The sequence below is a fragment of the Maribacter litopenaei genome, from assembly GCF_025244665.1.
In the GTDB taxonomy this organism is placed as follows: domain Bacteria; phylum Bacteroidota; class Bacteroidia; order Flavobacteriales; family Flavobacteriaceae; genus Maribacter; species Maribacter litopenaei.
In genome coordinates this window covers 337968-356439 of sequence record NZ_CP104205.1, presented here as the reverse complement: position 1 = coordinate 356439, position 18472 = coordinate 337968, and the positions used below count along the sequence as shown (strand labels likewise).

The 18472-nt window shown below is 39.4% G+C and carries 17 protein-coding genes and 6 pseudogenes; 9 read left to right on the top strand and 14 right to left on the bottom strand.

Annotated features, from left to right (window positions below; translation table 11 throughout):
- Positions 1-3: 3 nt before the first annotated feature.
- From NYZ99_RS01935 to NYZ99_RS01895, 10 genes and pseudogenes are all read right to left on the bottom strand, one after another.
- Positions 4-787, bottom strand: a pseudogene (locus NYZ99_RS01935) (ABC transporter permease).
- Positions 780-1491 (bottom strand): annotated as a pseudogene (locus NYZ99_RS01930) (ABC transporter ATP-binding protein). Before NYZ99_RS01930 ends, NYZ99_RS01935 begins: the two co-directional pseudogenes overlap by 8 nt.
- Positions 1478-2730 (bottom strand): annotated as a pseudogene (locus NYZ99_RS01925) (nitrous oxide reductase family maturation protein NosD). The pseudogenes NYZ99_RS01930 and NYZ99_RS01925 overlap by 14 nt, the downstream one beginning before the upstream one ends.
- 422 nt (positions 2731-3152) lie before the next feature.
- A complete protein-coding gene (locus tag NYZ99_RS01920; RefSeq protein WP_260573229.1) occupies positions 3153-3620 on the bottom strand; it encodes a pyridoxamine 5'-phosphate oxidase family protein in 468 nt (155 codons plus the stop codon).
- Positions 3621-3622: 2 nt separating this feature from the next.
- On the bottom strand, positions 3623-3985 hold the full coding sequence (locus NYZ99_RS01915) for a nitrous oxide reductase accessory protein NosL (RefSeq protein WP_260573228.1): 363 nt from the start codon (positions 3983-3985) through the stop codon (positions 3623-3625).
- A gap of 67 nt (positions 3986-4052) precedes the next feature.
- Positions 4053-4698, bottom strand: a pseudogene (locus NYZ99_RS01910) (hypothetical protein).
- Between the two features lie 111 nt (positions 4699-4809).
- Positions 4810-6767 (bottom strand): annotated as a pseudogene (nosZ, locus tag NYZ99_RS01905) (Sec-dependent nitrous-oxide reductase).
- 32 nt (positions 6768-6799) lie between these two features.
- Positions 6800-7375: a fasciclin domain-containing protein gene (locus tag NYZ99_RS01900; RefSeq protein WP_138256400.1), complete on the bottom strand. Its 576-nt coding sequence runs from the start codon at positions 7373-7375 to the stop codon at positions 6800-6802.
- 68 nt (positions 7376-7443) lie between these two features.
- Entirely contained in the window at positions 7444-7590 is a 147-nt protein-coding gene (locus NYZ99_RS21010; protein WP_338039239.1) for a hypothetical protein, read from the bottom strand.
- 2 nt (positions 7591-7592) lie between these two features.
- Positions 7593-7949, bottom strand: coding sequence for a c-type cytochrome (locus tag NYZ99_RS01895; RefSeq protein ID WP_338039238.1), 357 nt, complete (start codon positions 7947-7949; stop codon positions 7593-7595).
- Between the two features lie 259 nt (positions 7950-8208).
- Here NYZ99_RS01895 and NYZ99_RS01890 point away from each other — a divergent pair, with 259 nt between their 5' ends.
- Entirely contained in the window at positions 8209-8403 is a 195-nt protein-coding gene (locus NYZ99_RS01890; protein ID WP_338039480.1) for an Rrf2 family transcriptional regulator, read from the top strand.
- 38 nt (positions 8404-8441) lie between these two features.
- Positions 8442-8597 (top strand): hypothetical protein, encoded by a 156-nt coding sequence (locus NYZ99_RS01885; RefSeq protein WP_260573227.1) that lies wholly within the window; start codon positions 8442-8444, stop codon positions 8595-8597.
- A gap of 127 nt (positions 8598-8724) precedes the next feature.
- On the opposite strand, the gene NYZ99_RS01880 is transcribed toward NYZ99_RS01885, so the two are convergent.
- The 4 genes from NYZ99_RS01880 to NYZ99_RS01865 all read right to left on the bottom strand — a co-directional run bounded on the left by NYZ99_RS01880 (position 8725) and on the right by NYZ99_RS01865 (position 12161).
- Positions 8725-8928, bottom strand: coding sequence for a hypothetical protein (locus NYZ99_RS01880; protein WP_260573226.1), 204 nt, complete (start codon positions 8926-8928; stop codon positions 8725-8727).
- Positions 8892-9578 (bottom strand): hypothetical protein, encoded by a 687-nt coding sequence (locus tag NYZ99_RS01875; protein ID WP_260573225.1) that lies wholly within the window; start codon positions 9576-9578, stop codon positions 8892-8894. Before NYZ99_RS01875 ends, NYZ99_RS01880 begins: the two co-directional genes overlap by 37 nt.
- A 45-nt stretch (positions 9579-9623) precedes the next feature.
- Complete coding sequence (locus NYZ99_RS01870; protein ID WP_260573224.1) at positions 9624-11630, bottom strand: TonB-dependent receptor plug domain-containing protein; 2007 nt, start codon at positions 11628-11630, stop codon at positions 9624-9626.
- A gap of 153 nt (positions 11631-11783) precedes the next feature.
- Positions 11784-12161, bottom strand: coding sequence for a hypothetical protein (locus NYZ99_RS01865; protein WP_260573223.1), 378 nt, complete (start codon positions 12159-12161; stop codon positions 11784-11786).
- A 392-nt stretch (positions 12162-12553) separates the two neighbouring features.
- Here NYZ99_RS01865 and NYZ99_RS01860 point away from each other — a divergent pair, with 392 nt between their 5' ends.
- The 7 genes and pseudogenes from NYZ99_RS01860 to NYZ99_RS01830 all read left to right on the top strand — a co-directional run bounded on the left by NYZ99_RS01860 (position 12554) and on the right by NYZ99_RS01830 (position 18436).
- Positions 12554-13165, top strand: coding sequence for a TetR/AcrR family transcriptional regulator (locus NYZ99_RS01860; RefSeq protein WP_260573222.1), 612 nt, complete (start codon positions 12554-12556; stop codon positions 13163-13165).
- A 4-nt stretch (positions 13166-13169) separates the two neighbouring features.
- Positions 13170-14423, top strand: a complete 1254-nt coding sequence (locus tag NYZ99_RS01855; protein ID WP_260573221.1) for a TolC family protein — start codon at positions 13170-13172, stop codon at positions 14421-14423.
- A 7-nt stretch (positions 14424-14430) separates the two neighbouring features.
- Positions 14431-15327: an HlyD family secretion protein gene (locus NYZ99_RS01850; RefSeq protein ID WP_260573220.1), complete on the top strand. Its 897-nt coding sequence runs from the start codon at positions 14431-14433 to the stop codon at positions 15325-15327.
- An 11-nt stretch (positions 15328-15338) separates the two neighbouring features.
- Entirely contained in the window at positions 15339-15701 is a 363-nt protein-coding gene (locus tag NYZ99_RS01845; protein ID WP_260573218.1) for a cupin domain-containing protein, read from the top strand.
- A complete protein-coding gene (locus tag NYZ99_RS01840; RefSeq protein WP_260573217.1) occupies positions 15702-16604 on the top strand; it encodes an ABC transporter ATP-binding protein in 903 nt (300 codons plus the stop codon).
- Positions 16604-17323, top strand: a pseudogene (locus NYZ99_RS01835) (ABC transporter ATP-binding protein); the annotation flags it as partial. The gene NYZ99_RS01840 and the pseudogene NYZ99_RS01835, both read left to right, overlap by 1 nt.
- Positions 17324-17329: 6 nt before the next feature.
- The gene (locus tag NYZ99_RS01830; protein WP_260575314.1) at positions 17330-18436 is read left to right on the top strand and encodes an ABC transporter permease; all 1107 of its coding nucleotides are present in this window, start codon (positions 17330-17332) and stop codon (positions 18434-18436) included.
- Positions 18437-18472 lie beyond the last annotated feature (36 nt).

Sequence of the window (18472 nt, the reverse complement as noted above, 5' to 3'; positions counted from 1 at the left end):
GTATTAAAAATCCTTTCTCTTTGCTTTGTAAGTTAACCACCATAAAGGGATAGCCGTCCAAATCACCAACATTACAATAGAAATTATCAAACCCGTTTGTGTACCAAAGAATTTTTTGAACACTGCTCCCGTATATCCTAATAACGCAGAAATATCAAGTTCCAATAAAATTAAAATTCTTGAAAGGTCGATCGGGTTGATCATGGTGGCGGCCGAGAGAAAATGTATCCAAGGGATATTCTTTAAAGATAATGAGGGACATTAAAAACAGCCCATCGTATATCACTGCCAAGAACAACCATAGGAGTACTGCATAGCCGAAGCCCTTGATTTTATTTTCATTTGAAAGGGCTATGTTAAAGGAAAGTGCTGTAAATATAAGGGTCAAAAATGCTCCTGTAACCAGTAGCAATGTAAAATCAAAGATGGCATCACTTTGAAAGAGTCCATATAGGATAAAGGGTATTCCAAGACCCATAATCAGGCTGAGGGCCAAAGAACCCGCTACACCAAGATATTGCCCTAAAAAAATAGAGGATCGTTTTATAGGTTGGGCCAGTAAAAGCTCTGTAAACTCTTTGGAATTATAATAGTACATGACCCCAAAAATAGTGCCTATCAAGGGTACTAAAACGATGATGATATTCATCAATGTGATCACCGCCTTTGACACATCGTTGTTAAGGAACAAGAGTACAAATCCCAATAAAAGATAAAATAAAAAATAGACGTAGCTCCATCGACTACGAATTAGGTCAAAAAAGCTATATTTCAATATTTTAAGCATGGTCCGTTGTAGTTGTTATGGCCGCAATGGCGTGTTCTAAATCGGTTTGTTTGGTCTTGGCCTTTAATTCTTCAACACTTCCTTTGAAGTAAATTTTGCCTTCCAAAATATACACAATGGTGTCGGCTATTTCGGCAACGAACTGCATGATGTGTGAAGTGATTAAAATGGTCTTTCCCTTTATCTTTTCTTCTTGTATCAGTCTCTTGAGATGTATCAAGGATGCCGGGTCGAGCCCCGTGGTGGGTTCGTCCAAAATAATGAGCGGACTATCGAACATAAAGGTCAAAACAATGTTCACTTTTTGTTTGGTACCCCCTGAAAGCGTTGAGAGTTTTTTATCCAAAAAGGGTTCAAGTTTGAACATTTTTACCAGTCCATCCTCGTTTGCGGATCGAGCGTCTTAAATCCTTTATCATTCGAATAAGCTCTCGAACCCTAAGGTTTCCCGGAAAATTTGCAATTTGGGGAAGGTAGTCGATGCCTTCTCGATATTTCCAGGTCTTTTTAATCGAATTTCCAGCAACTATAATGTTTCCTTTATTTGGAATGACCATACCCAATATACTTTTGATCAAGGTCGTCTTACGAGAACCGTTTGGGCCCAGTATTGCAAAGATGCCACCATCCTTGATTTCAAGGTCAATACCTGAAAGTACTTGGTTTTTGCCAAATTTCTTATGTAAATCCTTAATTTCTATCATATTGTCTTTTCATTAATGGGTTGGCATCCATAAGATTGTCCGGGGTGAATATAGGCGATACCTTTTCAGAAAAATCGATAATGTCCATGAAAAGGCTACGGAGCAGTACAATGGTCTCCGGCGTTCTATTCACGATATAGGAGAATAATTTTACTGGGCGGTAGGGCACATCACCAATACCATCTTTATTCAGATCATAGCCCGTATAATCGCTCCAATAATTTTGGTCAAAGGTGTTGTCGTTCAATTTGCTGTTGTATGAGATGTCGAACGAGTTGTACAGAAAATTGTTTTGGGAAAACGTGTTGGCATAACAGGCACCCAATACTTTTACGGCCCATCCGTTGGAAACGAAATCATTCTTTGTATAAGTAATACGGTTAGATCCTTCAATATTAATCCCAATGGTATTTTCCTCAAAAATATTATCCTTGATTTCGGCATCGTTTATCTCTTTCAATAGCATCCCATAGGATGCCGTGCCCCAGTTCTTTCGGAAGGTGTTTTTGTACATTTTTATGCGCTTGGAGAACATCACGGCCACGCCCGCACCGTTGTTTTCAAAAGTATTGTTGGTATATACATCATCGTTTGAGAACATAAAATGAAGACCATATCTCAAATTGTCCGTACTGGTATTATTGTTGATTGTTATGTTATCCGAGAATTCCGGATAAATACCATCTCGAACGCCCCGTACAATATTTCTGTCCACTTCCACATTGTGTGAATGCCAAAGTTGAATGCCATTTCCGAATTATACTCGTCTATGGCATCACCAATGATTTTGTTATGGAAGATTCTGCCTTGACTGCTCTTTTCCAAATAAATACCGAAGAACAATTTTTCCAAGACAACATTTTGAATCAAGAAATGTTCACTCTTTACAACTCGTATGGCAGCATAATCTGACGTGTAGCTTGTGCCAACATTGATAATGAAAAGACCATCCAATGTAACATGATCGGAAATTATACGGATTATCTCTCCCTTGTCCTCTCCATCAATAATTGGATAGTCTTGGCCCAATAATGTCAATGGTTTGTCTATAAGAATATTGAATTCCTTGTAAACTCCCTTATTTATTAATAACGTATCATACTCCATTGCTACCGAGACACCTTCTGTAATGGTAGTTATTTCGCAGTCGGCGCAAATGGGAATCGTATTTGCGAAGGAGCGTTGTACGGTAAGCACGAGGCAGAACACTATGAATAGGATATTAGTATATGCACTCATAATTTGTATTATTACTGCTGTAGGACGTTTTATGGTTATTTAATGATTCAGGATATAAACAGTTGAATATTTGCTGCAATCTTTGGTGTTAAGACCCAATCAATGAGGTCTAATAATCAGAAATTTGGAATTTTTCGTGGCCTTTACCCAGTGCTTTTCTTCTTTTTTGAACCTTATAGTCTCCTGTTCACCTATAATAAATTCCTTGCCTTTGATATGAAAGGCTATACATCCTTCAAGTACAATCAATTGAGCATCGGTAGGGGAAACATGTTACGGGAAAACAACGCCCTTTTCTAAAGAAATACTCAAAATTTCGATAGCTTCCGTAGCTACTAACCGATGTATTTGAAGTTTCGAAAAAGGTTGGTTTTTAATGGTTCTATCAATGAGAAAATATTCTTCCATTTTTCTGATTTTATTTAAGAATTGTCCGTTATGGATTTTCCAGTTATCTCGTTCAAGACGATTGAATATACTACGGGCATTTCCGCTTCCTGCAACTTGGTTGAAAAATGGCTTAGAAAAGACGGCCGTTCGGCGTTTTTCTTTTCTATGGTTCCCTGCACGCCGTCAACAAAACGTTTTAAGCTATCTTTTGCCTCGTTACCTGTAAGTTCCTCAAAAATACCGTGTACCTGTACTGATTTCCAATTTTTAAAAGATTCAATGTGATTCACTTGAAAGGATACCTTGTTGTACATTCTAAGTGCATTGATTCTATGCCCGTTAGTTGCGAAACAAAGGATACGTTCCTTATATCTGTCAAAAAAATAGGTTGAAGGAACTACATGTGGTACATTGTCAGCAATGTAGGCAATACGTCCAATATAATTGTCTTCTAAAACCCCCTTACAATCAATTACTTTTAAATTTACAAGGCTGCCCATAATCAAAGATCAAAACGGTTTTTAATTTCTGTCCAAGTAAATAGTTCTCCCCCCTGTTCGGTCTGTATCTCCCGTGCAGCCTCGATCGTGCCAAAGGCACTTAGATATTCCCCCATAGGACTAGGTATATTCTTACTTATTAAATAGGTGGCTTTGCAAGCATCTAGCATACTACCTGGGTCATTATAATCGTTCACCAGGAAAAGGTTCACTGTTTCCTCATTTATTTCCTTCAATTGGTTCAGCATACATTCGGTAGCATCAAAGCTATAGGTTCTACCTTTTTTGGTCACATACTGGGCGGCATGTTGTTTGTCCACTATGGTCATTTTACAATAATGACAACCTTCGGTTCCATATTCCAATACTTTGGGAGTACCAGAGCATCCCAGATTAGATATGTCAAAGTAAGTAGGAGTATAATGTTAATTTTCATGTTGTAGCATAGTTTTTAATTTCGCTTTCTTTGTTTTTTGATTCCTTCTTCCAGCCTAGGTAAAACGCCACCAGAGTGAGTGTCATACCAATAAACATCATCCAAGCCCCTGTTGCGGGCAGAGAGGTGACATCGAAGTTGAGCATTTTGGCGTGGCCAAAAAGAGGCGGTTTATAGCTCATGGGTGTACCATCAGGATTGGCCAATTTCATGATGGCATTTGGGTCTAGGTTCGTACCATAATCTATCATCCAGGCGTTAAAGTCGTACATTCCTAGAACACCTAAAATGCTCATGAACAGGAACCAGCCTATAAACCATTTGTGGGTAAGTATATTGAAAAAACCAAAAACTCCAATAAGTACCCCTAAGGCTACCATGACCCCGATTACAATGGGGAACGTACTAAACTCCCACATTTCCTCTCGGTTTTGGAAGTTTGCGCATGCCTATGTAATGATTGAGACCGTCTATGTTCTGAATGTCAAATTCATTTGTTCCTTTAATTCCGTCAATATAGATGTCCATACCTAAAGGCTCTGGATATTGGGGGGCGCCCAACATTATGTTCCATAAGGGAAAAAAATAAAGGCCCAATAGGAACAATGGTCCTATAATCATCAGTATGCTTGCTTTTTTCATCGTACTTTATTTTTTAGTTAAAACAGTGCCTTAAAATTGGCATAAAGAATAGCGGACGGGTACGTTAATACTCACGTCCGCTATATCAATCAACCAACTAAATTTTATAGACTATTCTCCTAAGGAATAAGTTAAGGGAACATTTGAATCTGCCGGGGAGACCCTCACATAACCTTGCATTTCTTGGTGTAGCGCTGAACAAAAATCCGTACAATAGAACGGCCGAGACCCCCACCTTTTTTGGTTCCCAAACAGATGTTTTTGTCTGTCCTGGCATGATTAATAGTTCCGATGTATTTTGCCCTATCATTGCAAAGCCATGGGGTACATCGAAGTCCTGTTCGTGGTTGGTAATATGGAAGTATACCTTGTCACCCACTTTTATTCCCTCTATATTGTCCGGGGTAAAATGGCTTCTTATGGTAGACATATACACATGTACCTCATTTCCCTCGCGAACCACTTTTGCCTGATCCGGACTGGTCACCGCATATGGATGCTTGTTGTCATCCAACCTATAGATTTTCTTGGACTTAGGTGCCAATAAATCTGCAGGACAGCCTGCGGCATAGTGCGGCTCCCCATGGGTTGGAAAATCATATATGAGCTCCATCTTATCACCGGATATATCATAAATTTGTGCGGAATGCTCCATTTCCGGACCTGTAGGCAAGTATCTGTCCTTTGTAATTTTGTTCATAGCCACTACGTATTTGCCAAAAGGCTTTCTTGAGTTTCCGCCAGGAATCATTAAATGACCAACTGAATAGAATGTAGGCTGCCTATCCAATACTTCCCATGTGCCTAATTTCCATTTAACTACTTCGGATGAAATAAAGAAAGTGGTATAGGCATTTCCCTTGTCGTCAAATTCAGTATGAAGGGGTCCAAGACCACCACTTTTTACAGTTCCAGCCAGCACATCCTCAAATCTTAAAATCGGTATCCCATAAGCTTCACCATCGAATTTTTTACCCTCAATGGCAGCAATCATCTTGTCAAAGGAATGAATTGTAAGGTCTGCGGACAATTTTCCGTTTCCAATAATGTACTGTCCGGATGGATCTACGTCACAACCATGGGGAGACTTGGGGGTGGGCAGGAAGAAGACGGCCCCGGGTACTTTTGTAGGGTCTACGGTAATTACTTCCTTCTTCATTGTGGAAGTGGCACTGTGTGTATGTTCATCGTATACGTTGTGGGCATATTCGGTGGCCATTTTGGTTCCTCCACCATTCTTAACGTATTCCGCTATCATCTTCCAATTGACCGCAGCGATGAAATCCTTATCGTTTTGGGATGAGTTTACCTCCATAAGTGAATTGGCCTCCTCTGTATTATAGGTAGTAAAAAAGAACCAACCGTGCGATTTGCCCCGTCCTGGGTGGGAAAGGTCATAGTTGAACCCTGGCATCATCATTTGAAAATCTAAATTCAGCCTACCTGTATCAGGTGCTATACTTATAAAGGAAAGTGCACCCTTGAAGTTGCCCTTGTACTCGTTAATGGGCATATCGCGCTGGGGAACGGGAACCGAAAAACGTGTTCCAGCAACCACATACTCCGTATTCTCCGTAATGAAAGAAGAACTATGGTTCCCTGCACTATTGGGCAATTCTATAATTTCCTCGGTCTCAAAGGTCGAAAGGCTTACCCTGGCTATTCTTGGTGTGTTGTTACCGTTGATGAAAATCCATCTTCCGTCCAACTCACCGTTGGTCCGGGAAATGTCAGGGTGGTGGGCATCGTCCCAAGGTACAAAGCCAAAGGAAGTATTGAGCATTGGCTTGGTCTCTTCAGAATACCCATAACCTGAGGTGGGGAACTGAGAGAATACAGGTATCTCTTTAAATAGGCGGCCGAGATGGAAGGCCATATACAGTAATATTTCCACTATATCCGCCCGACATGAAGGCATAAAACTCGTCATGTTCGCCAGGAGCCACGTAGGCTTTTTCAGCGGCACTTGAGGCCAAGGCACCGTTCGAGTTATTGTTCCCTTGGTTGCCACAGCTACTAATCAATGCGGTAGCGGCCGGAATGGTTAAAATAAAATTATACTTTTTCATTTGTAGTTATTATAAAGGGTTATTTATAAATATTATTGATTGGGGGGTAGTATTACCTTATCCACTACGTGTACAATACCATTCCCTGCGGGTACGCTGGCCAATATTTTGGCTCCACCAACATACACATCGTCACCTTTGACCTCTACCGTAGTATTTTGGTCGTTCGCTTGACCAAGTTTCTTGAAATTTTTCAAAAATGCTTTATCATATTTCCCAGGGGTAACATGGTGTTTCAGAATATTGGCAAGCGCATCCTTGTTTTCTGGTTTCAATAGGTTTTCAACGGTACCTGCCGGAAGGGCATCGAAAGCTTCATTCGTAGGCGCGAACACCATTAAGGGACCCGCATTGACCAAAGCATTCTCCAAATCCGCCGCCTGTACCGCTGCGACCAAGGTAGTATGGTCCGGAGAATTGATGGCGATACTCAGAACTGTTGGGGTGGATTCATCGTTTTCAATAAATGCCTGTCCTTGCTCTTTACTGGTTGCTATTGAACCACTGGGATCCCCTGAGTTCGTTTCCTTAGGTGCCTCATTGCAGCCTAACAAAAGGAGGCCGATTAAAAAGGGACCCAACATTGATTTTAAATTGGATGTTTTCATTGGTTATAGTATTTAAAGTTGTCTCATAGTATATAAAGTGAAAGTAATTGTAACATGATCCTGGTTCATTAATTCAATGTTCTGAAAAATTCCAAAATATCCCTGGCCTGGTCCTCTGTCATATTTTGGTTTGCCATGGCAGCACCATTGAATTCTACCGGAAGATCTTTTGCACATCGATCTTCTTCGACCATCAACTGTGGATCTAAAATCATGTTCATAATCCATTCGGGCTTCTACGTTCCATGATTCCTTTTGGCGAAGGTCCAATGAAGCGTTTGTCCACCTTATGGCAGGCATTGCAATTGGTCTTGAAAAGAGCCGCTCCTCGATCTACCATGGCCTGGTCTATATTTGGGTCTAAAGGAAGGTCCTTGATAGGACCAACTCCTTTATTGTCAAGGGTAATTCGTTGCGAGGCAGGAACCTCGCTTGCGGGCTCCGTAGATTCCACGGTTTTCTCAGTGGTTTTTTTACGATCTACGCTAAAACCTTCTTTCTTTTCTTCCTTGCCTCCACAGGCAAAAAGAAGAAGGGAAAATACCAATCCGATTGAAAAAGTCTTTGTGTTCATATTTCAAAATTTAGGTTGTTGTCTTGAAAGTTCCCGTTAGGTGTCTTTAATGGCGAAAAAGATTGTATTTGTTTACCCATTTAATTTCCGTTTCAGGTACTTTATTATTGTTTTATGACTCAAAATTAGTGGTAAGACAAGCCATTAAACATGATATTTATCATAAAGAGGATAAAAAAGTCTTTTAATCTTTATATTTGTAAAAAACGAATAAATATGCTTTCCAACTCTGCCAAATACGCTTTGACCGCAGTACTTTATCTCGGCTGTAAATTCTTCTTTTGAACATAAAATCCTGGCCAAGGATATCAGTAAGGAAACCCAAATACCACAAGCGTATCTTTCAAAGTTGATGCAGGAACTTACGAGACACAATTTAATTTCCTCGGTACGGGGATCTAACGGCGGATTTTATTTAAACGAAGAAAACAGGGGGGTCTCCCTTCGGAAATAGTGAATATTATTGATGGCGATAATAGGTTAACCTCCTGCATGCTAGGTTTACACTCCTGTGATAGCGATCATCCCTGCCCGGTTCATCATTTGGTTGGGGATACCAAGACAAAATTTGTTGAAAATCTTAAAAAAACTACCGTACAGGATTTGGTGGCGGATATAAAAATGGGGAAAAGTTTTTTAGGCATTTGATTAATATCTTTTTTTGAATGGACACTGCAACGATCCTAGAAATACATCTCTCTTATAAGGTATAAAATAGGGCGGATTCCTATGCTAAAATAGAAATCCGCCCTACCTACAAATGATTCAATATTAATTAAAACTCTAGCTCAAAATATAGGGAACTGGCTTCGTTTTCGTCGGTTACCGGTTCACCCTTTAGTACATCGCCTTGCTTATTGAATAGTTGTAGGTTTATCTTCCAGTAACCGGTCATGGTAAGTGAAAGTTTTCCTTTATATTTTCCTGTGGAAGAATCAAAAGTCAGATTTTCATTGTTTGGGGAACTATGGTTGCCCATACTTGGCATTCGGGATCTATGCCCAAGGTATAACCTTCCACTATTGGAAAATTCATCATATTCTCCATTTGAAAGACCATGGCGGAAAACGCGTTAACCTTCACTTCAGGTTCAAAGGGCATCATGGCTACAATATATCTTTTATCATCGGCCCCAATGAAGCTATGAACACGTTTAAAACCATCTTCAGGCATTCCTACATCTATCCGTTCTGAAATAGCATAGGTTTCCCCATCCAAGGTGTATTCCATATTCAGTTCCCAATACTCATCAGCATTACCTGGCATTTGAAACACGGCATATCCCATATATACCGTATCGTCTTCCATTTTGGAAATGGCGGATTTTGGACAGGAATGGGTCATAGAGGTCATGTGCATCAAAGGATTAACAGTAATTTGGGCATTGGAGAGATAGGTATCGGTACTTTCGTCCTTTATCCTATAATAGAACATGTTATAACCCACAGTAAAATCAGTATTCTCCGAATACAACTCGATTGTATGGTTATTGGCGGAGAGGGTCGTAAGTCGGTTCATTTCAGATAGTGGGTTTTCTTGCACGATAACGGGGTCGTCATTATCATCTGAACAGGAATTGAATAAGATGGCCACAGCCAAGGTTACAAAAAGAAATTTTATGGTTTTCATAGTATTTGATATTTAAAATGTGATTTAAAAAAAGTATACAATTATTTAATTAATGGCATATGAAAGGGTCAGATAGATATTGCGGCCCATTCTTGGAATATTGTTCCAGTCCGTATAGGTGGAATAATAGGTGTCAAATAAATTTTCTACGCCTACCTGTGCATCTAATCGGTCATCACTGATAAAAAAGGTTTTGGCCACGGAAAGGGATACCACGTTGTAGGCGGAAGTACGATCTTCGCCAAATTCTGAATTAAAATTCACTTGATCCGCCGCACCTCGTAAACTTAGTGAAGCAGAGAACTTGGGCAAGGAATATCGAAAGCTGGTGGAGTAGGTTAGCGGACTTATAAAAGGTAGGTTCCTACTGTCTTGGTCAACACCCCGGTGGTAACTTACCAAGCCATTATATTTAAGGTTTTTGCTCATATCCCGGACTCCATTTAGGCTTACGTTGTACAAGTTAGCGTACTCCAGGTTCCTATAGATTTTTACCCCGTCAGCCCCTATAGTCATAGTGCTGAGGGTGGGGTCTATTTCCCCAAGAATATAGTTTAGTGTATGAAAAAAGTTGCCCTCTGCGCCAATTTTTCCACTTTTGAAAGGAAGTGAGATTTTGGAAGTCAACTCCAAAGCGCCTTCGTTTTTAAGGTTAGGGTCGCCAATATAATCGTGGTTGTCAAAACTGTTGAACAGATAGAAACCAAATGCCTCCGAGACCGAAGGTGCCCTATCGCCATAGGAAACGCCATTCACAAGTTCAACATTCTTAAAATTATACCGATATTCAGTGGACAGACTTTTTAGAAAACGGGCCTGTATTTGTTCCATAGAGGGATAAAAAATGCGTAAGCTGTTTCGACCAAACTCATTGGCGACATTGGTACCCTGTGCGGAAATTCTACCGGCAATCGTTAATACACTATTTTCAAAGGCCATGGTGTTTTCTGCAAATAGTCCGGTGTTGAGCGTTCGAACATCGGGCCATGTAAGCATGAACATGGAGGCCTCGTTGGGATTATTGGGATACATCGTCATTTCGGCCAAGGACTTGTTGTAAAATCCGTCCCACTTAAAAAGCCATTTGTGCCCACGGCTCTGTAATCTTGCCTGCGAATAAAAACCATAGGTGTCGCTCCATCCAGGCATATCCATACGGATGGGAACATTTGGTCGTTGGCTGTCATCCATAACATGGGAAATTGAATTGGCGTATATTTTTGTTTCCCACTCATAAAGATTGCCTAAAAACGTATCCTGCACCCAACTTAGGGAACTAATAAAGGCCCTAGCCAAGGAGACATCCATGGGTAAGGCGGGGTATCCTACGTCCTTCGCCTCATCAAAAATAAAACTTGCGAGGAGTTTTTGGCTCTCGGAGAATTTTACCCCAGTGTTCACGGAGACATTGTATTTGGTAAACTGGGAATATGCCACCTCTTGCCCGTCGCCCGAAATGTAATTGTTTGCATCCCTATAAATGATATCCGAATCAATATAGAAACTATCCGAAGCATAATTAAGCTCGTATCCATAGATACTTGCATTATTATTGCTTTCAAAACCGGTCTCAACGGCACTTTTCCAATCCGTTTGAACAAATCCACTTTTTTCCAGGCGCATATCCAGTGCCCCACCAATGGCGTTGCCCATCTTGGCACCTTGTTGGCCACTGGCAATATGTACATTTGATAGGTTTGAAACATCCACATACGAGGTAACGGGATCCATACGATCGGTACAGGCCCCAAAAATTCGCATACCGTCTATGGTGACAGACAAACGTTCCGAAGCCATATCATTGATCATGGGTTCCCAGGCATAGGCCCCTCTTTTTATCATGGAAACTTTTTGGGAAGACTCCAAATATCCATCTAGGGTAGCAAGAGATTTTTGGTATGTACGATGTTCCATATCCTTATAAATGGGTGCGATTACAATAACCTCCGCGAGGTTGATCGGTAAGATGGAATCCTGATCTATAGGAACGGGGACTTCCTGTCCAATACCTTTCCCATGAAAACTTAGACAACAAAGTGCCAATAAGGCCATGTTTATAGTTTTTTTTGGGCCTTTTAATACCCAAAACACCAACATTTTAAAGAAATAATACATAGTAATGTTTTTAAGTTTACCCATACAGGGGGTGCTTTACGTCTTCACATGACCGTGGACGCAAACACAAAAATCAAATGGATACTGTATTTAGGACAGTTCCGGGGGTTTCCCGAAATCGGAAAAAAGAAGTGAAGAAATTAACCCAGTAACCCTTGGGAAGTTGTTCCGTTTTTTATCAAAAACCGTAAAAGTCAAATCTATTGGGGCCAAGACTTCAAAAAAGACCAAGTGTATACTCTCCAACTTGGAGCGCTTTTCCCCAAAGGGATTATCCTCGCTATTCTTGGTCTCCTTGGCCAACTGTTTGGCTAAGTAACACTTTCCGTCGCACTGTAACTCTGGACGATCTTTGTTTTCGCACAGAACGTTTACGATATAGTCGTAATTAACAATGTACTCCACTATGGGACATAGGGGCTTGACCAACATGGCCAGGGAGACACAAAGTATAGCGACTTGTTTCATTATCTAATTCGATTTGCAAAAGTAGCCGGTATATCCCATAAAAAATGGAGATTACCGTTTAATAAGTACAAATCTATGAAGGCGTCTCCCTAAAGAATATGACAAATATCAGAAATAAAGGATAAAAATATCTTTTATTACTTCTCAACACTTGGGGAGCAATTTATGTTTATGGTAAATACAAGCTAAGTTACATACAGCCCTTCTTAATAGAACCTCTGAAAGATTAAAATGTGGAATGAAAGCGTACATACGAATTGTTATATTTTTATGTTTCATGGCCCCATGTATTGTATTCAGCAAAACTTTTTCAATGAGATTCTATCAATAAAATTATTTTTGTACATTTGTTAACCGAATGGTTAAACTAATTGGTTGATAAATAATCTAAGATGACAAAGCATAAGGACAATCAAACCGAGGAGAAGATATTGATCGCGGCACAACAGGTTTTTCAGGCTAAAGGAATGGATGGCGCCCGTATGCAGGAAATTGCTGATGAGGCAAGGATAAACAAGGCAATGTTACATTATTACTACAGAAGCAAACAGTTGCTTTTTGAAGCGGTGTTTAATAAAGCCTTTGCCTTATTGGCGCCTCAACTCAATGCTATTTTGAATGACGATTCTGCTTTAGAAGATAAAATAAGAAGCTTTACACAAAATTATATCAGTTTTATGATGAAGCATCCGTATTTGCCCAACTTCATCATTCAAGAGCTCAACAGAAACCCAAAGTTTATTGAAAGTATTAAAAACAACGTGGCATTTCCAAACATTTCAAAATTTAAAATGCAAGTGGAACAGGAAGTTGAAAAGGGAACTATTGTTTCGGTGAATGCAGAGCAGTTGTTTATCAATATTTTGTCCTTAAACGTCTTTCCGTTTGTGGCTTCTCCATTAATCAAAGCTTTTACAAATGTAGATGACAATGCTTACAAAGCGATGTTGGAAGACCGAAAAACGGCAGTTTCAGATTTTATTATCAATGCTATAAAAAAATAAGCAAATGAGATTTTTATTGATAGTATTTTTCTTTTCAACAATTGTTGGCCATACCCAAAACAGCATCAGTTTAGATGCCTGTTACGAGGGTTTAAAAGCCAATTATCCGTTGGCAAAGCAAGGCGCAATTTTAGAACAACAAAACACTGCTGAACTTTCGGCAATCACCTCAAAAACATTGCCTCAGTTCAACCTCGATGCGCAAGCGACCTATCAAAGTGAGGTTACCGAAGTGCCTATCCCCAATGGGGACATCAACTCGTTGAACAACGACCAATATCGCACAACGCTTACTGCCAATCAGTTGCTATACAATGGCGGAAGAATTAAGGCGAGCCAACAGTTGCAAAATAGCAGTACCCAAAGAAAACAACAAGAAGTCGAGGTCAATTTGTACCAATTGAAACAACGGGTCAACCAACTCTATTTCTCTATTCTTTTAATCGACGACCAACTACTCTTGTTAAACGCCGAAAAAGAACAATTGAACAGCACGTTGAACGAGGTGAAATCGGGTGTAAAAAATGGGGTTCTCCTGCCTACATCAGATAAAGTCATTGAAGCCGAATTATTAAAAATTACACAGCAATACAAGGAAGCCACCAATACTAAATCCAAATTAATCACATCCTTATCCACTTTAATCGGTGTAACACTAAATACAGAAACCAGTTTTCAAAAACCGTTTCTTTCTATTGTAGAAACTAAGGATTTAAACCGACCCGAATTATCCTTGTTCAACCTAAAAAAACAAGAAATTGAACAACAACAAAATCTTTTGTCCAAAGCCATAGCACCCGCAGTAAATGCCTTTGCAACAGGCGGTTTGGGCAATCCAGGACTCAACTTTTTAGAAAACGATTTTTCTGCCTACTACATTGTTGGGTTGAAGCTCAACTGGAATGTGTTTGACTGGAACGGCAATAAAAAACAACGGCAAGCACTCAACTTTTCAAAAGAACTCATCAGCAATCAGGAAGATGTTTTTAGACTGAACACCAATACCTCCTTACATGAACAACAAAAAGAAATAGAAACTCTTGAAAGTAATATGGCAATCGACCAACAACTAATATCCCTTCAGCAAGAAGTTGTCCGCACTTTTGATGCACAATTAAAAAATGGTGTCATTACCACATCTCAATACATTATTGAACTTACCAAGCTTTTCGAAGCTGAAAATCAATTTAACCAACATAAAACCCAACTGGAACTGGCTAAAGCCAATTACAACACCTTAAAGGGCGATTTAAACTAGAAAAACCATGAAAAATATACCAATAATACTACTTATACCCACCGCTGTAACACTACTGATCGCGTGTAACGACAATGGAGACAAAGCAGATGGTTACGGAAACTTCGAAGCTACCGAAATAACCATTTCTGCCGAAAACACTGGAAAACTCATAGCTTTTAACATTGATGAAGGTACGGTCATTGAACAATATAAACGAATAGGTACTATAGATACCATTCCGCTTCACTTAAAAAAAGAACAGCTTTTGGTACAAAAAGAGGTCATTACCTCAAAATCTAAAGGTGTATTGTCGCAGATTAATGTGTTACAAGCAAAATTAAGAACCGCCAACACTAATAAGGTAAGAACTGAAAATCTCATTAAAGACAACGCCGGAACGCAAAAACAATTGGATGATGTTAATGGCGAAATCGCCGTTTTAAAAAACAGCATCCGTAGTGTTGAAATTCAAAACGCTCCGGTGGTAAACGAGCTTAAAGGTATTGATATACAACTGCTACAAATAGACGACCAAATTCAAAAAAGCAAGATCGTAAACCCTGTAAACGGAACAGTGTTGACCAAATATGCCGAACCTAACGAAATTGTAAGTTTTGGCAAACCGCTCTATAAAATTGCAGATTTATCAACAATGGATTTGCGGGTCTATGTAAGCGAAACCCAATTGGCATCTATTGCCATTGGCCAAACCGTAACCGTAAAAATCGATGATCAAGAGGGGGTGAAATCGTACGACGGCATTATTAGCTGGATAGCTTCGCAAGCTGAATTCACACCAAAAATCATTCAAACCAAAGAAGAACGCGTTGCCCTTGTCTATGCCGTAAAAATACAGGTAAAAAATGACGGTAGCCTAAAAATAGGAATGCCTGCAGAAATGTGGTTAAACTCAAAAAACTAAATATAGAATCCATGAAAAAACTAGCATTAATAACATTAACAATCGCCACTTTATGGAGTTGCGGTACCGTAAAAAATAGCCCTACGATGAACTTGAAGACCTTGCACACCCAAGAAAAAGACGTACAAACCCAACTTTTGTTTGAACCTACGGACGAGAAAGTAATCTCGCTTCAAATTGAAAAAAACAAAAGCCTAAAAGAACACGTTTCCAAAGTACCGGCATTCTTGGTATGCGTGAGCGGTAAAGCCGTTTATTCTGATGAAAATGGCACTAAAGAAACTTTACAAGCAGGCGATTATGTCTTTATTGAAGCCAATGTAAAACACCAAGTTGATGCGCTAAAAAAGAGTCATTTTTTATTGATAAAATAAATGGGAATCCTTGTAAAGAATATATCAAAATCCTATGATAAGGTAACGGCTTTGTCCAATATTTCATTAGATGTAAAACCGGGCGAACTCTTTGGCTTAATCGGTCCCGATGGCGCCGGCAAAACCACCTTGTTCAGGATTTTAACCACACTGTTGATTGCTGATAAAGGACAAGCAACTGTTGCAGGTTTTGATGTGTTGAGCGATTATAAATCCATTAGAAACAGTGTAGGCTATATGCCGGGACGTTTTTCGTTGTATCAAGATTTAACCGTTGAGGAAAACCTAAATTTTTTCGCCACCATTTTTGGCACTACCATAGCGGAAAACTACGATTTAATTAAAGACATCTATGTGCAAATAGAACCTTTTAAAAATAGAAGAGCGGGCAAACTTTCGGGCGGAATGAAACAAAAACTCGCCTTGAGCTGTGCCTTGATTCACAAACCCAAAGTCTTGTTTTTAGACGAACCCACAACTGGCGTTGACCCGGTTTCAAGAAAAGAATTTTGGGAAATGCTGAAACGCTTGCGGCAAAAAGGTATCACCATTTTGGTATCCACACCCTATATGGACGAAGCCGCTTTATGCGACCGCATCGCATTAATTCAAGGCGGTAAAATCCTTGAAATAGATATCCCAAAAGCTATAGTTGGCCACTTTCCAAAACCACTGTATAATATCAGTGCTTCTAATATGTACAGCTTAATTACGAGTTTAACCCATTATGAGCATACCTATAGTGTTTTCCCTTTCGGGGAATTTGTGCATTATACCGATAAGAGAGAAGCAATGAATGTTGAGGAAATAAAATCCTATTTAGTACAACAAGGACTTACCAATATTCACATTGAACGTACCCAACCCACCATAGAAGATACCTTTATGGAATTAGCCAAATGATGAAAGCACAAAACGTTATAGAAGTCGATAATCTATCCAAACTATTTGGTGATTTTGCAGCGGTAAACCAAATAAGTTTCCACGTAAAAGCTGGGGAGATTTTTGGATTTCTCGGTGCCAATGGTGCCGGAAAAACTACTGCAATGAAAATGCTTATTGGAATTTCGTACCCTTCTTCGGGCAAAGCCACAGTAGCTGGATTTGATGTTTACAAACAAACCGAATCCATCAAAAAAAACATTGGCTATATGAGTCAAAAATTCGCCTTGTACGATGACCTCACGGTAAAAGAAAACATTACATTTTTTGGTGGTATTTACGGCTTGTCCAAAAAACAAATAGACCAAAAACGTTGCGAAATGGTTGAAGAATTAGGACTTCAAGAAGTAACCAATAGTTTGGTGGCCTCCTTGCCTTTGGGCTGGAAACAGAAGCTGGCATTTTCGGTGTCCTTATTGCACGAACCCAAAATTGTGTTTTTAGATGAACCTACCGGTGGCGTTGACCCCATTACGAGACGACAATTTTGGGAACTCATTTACAAAGCTGCCCACAATGGCACTACCATATTCGTAACTACCCATTATATGGACGAAGCGGAATATTGCGACCGTGTATCTATAATGGTAAATGGAAAAATCGAAGCCCTGGACACACCCAAAAAGTTAAAAGAACATTATGAAACAGATACAATGAACGATGTGTTTTTAAAACTTGCCGAGAGGATGAAACGATTTGTAGGTTTTGTAAGGAAAGAATTTTATCATATTTTCCGTGATAGGCGTTCACTGTTTATTTTGTTCGGGATGCCTATTGCCCAAATCCTTTTGTTCGGTTTTGCAATTACCAATGAAATCAACAATGTGGATATCGCTCTTTTAGACCAGTCCAATGATGTTACTTCCAAAGAAATCATCAATAAAATTGCTGCTTCAAGGCATTTTAGTATTGTAGATATCATTCAACAAGAGTCGTCCATAGAATCCATATTCAAAAAAGGAAAGGTAAAAGCCGTACTTCAGTTTGAAAATAATTTTGGGCGTCACCTCATTAAAGAAAAGCAAGCAACCGTACAAATATTGACCGATGCCACCGACCCCAATATGGCAAATACCATCAGTAATTACATCTCGTCCATCCTTAAAAATTACCAACAGGAGTTAAACAACGAAGTGACTATTGATTACCAGATTGTACCGCAGATCCGTATGGTGTATAACGCAGAACTTAAAAGTGTGTATATGTTTGTTCCCGGTGTAATGACGGTTATTTTGATGTTGGTGTCCGCAATGATGACCTCTATATCCATCACCCGCGAAAAGGAGCAAGGCACCATGGAAATTTTATTAGTGTCACCCTTAAAACCCTTTCAGGTGATTATTGGCAAAGTGTTTCCTTACATTTTTTTATCGGTTATCAATGCCATTGTCATAGTGCTGTTGAGTATATTTATTTTTAATGTTCCCGTAAAGGGCAGTTTGTTTTTGTTAGGGTTTGAAAGCATCTTGTTTATAATTACATCATTGGCGTTGGGTATTTTAATTTCAACCATTTCGGCAACCCAACAAACCGCGATGATGATTTCCCTTATGGGTTTAATGCTGCCCACCATATTGCTATCCGGATTTATTTTCCCTGTCAGCAGTATGCCCTTGCCATTACAAGGTATTAGCAACATTATTCCCGCCAAGTGGTTTATCATTATTGTTAAAGGTAATATGCTCAAAGGGGTTGGTATTGGCTTTCTATTAAAGGAAACATTGATTTTATTTGCTATGACTTTAGTATTTATGGGTATCAGCGTTAAAAAATATAAGATTAGGCTCGAATGAAATGAAAACCTATAAAGGGTATTTTTAAAAAAATTT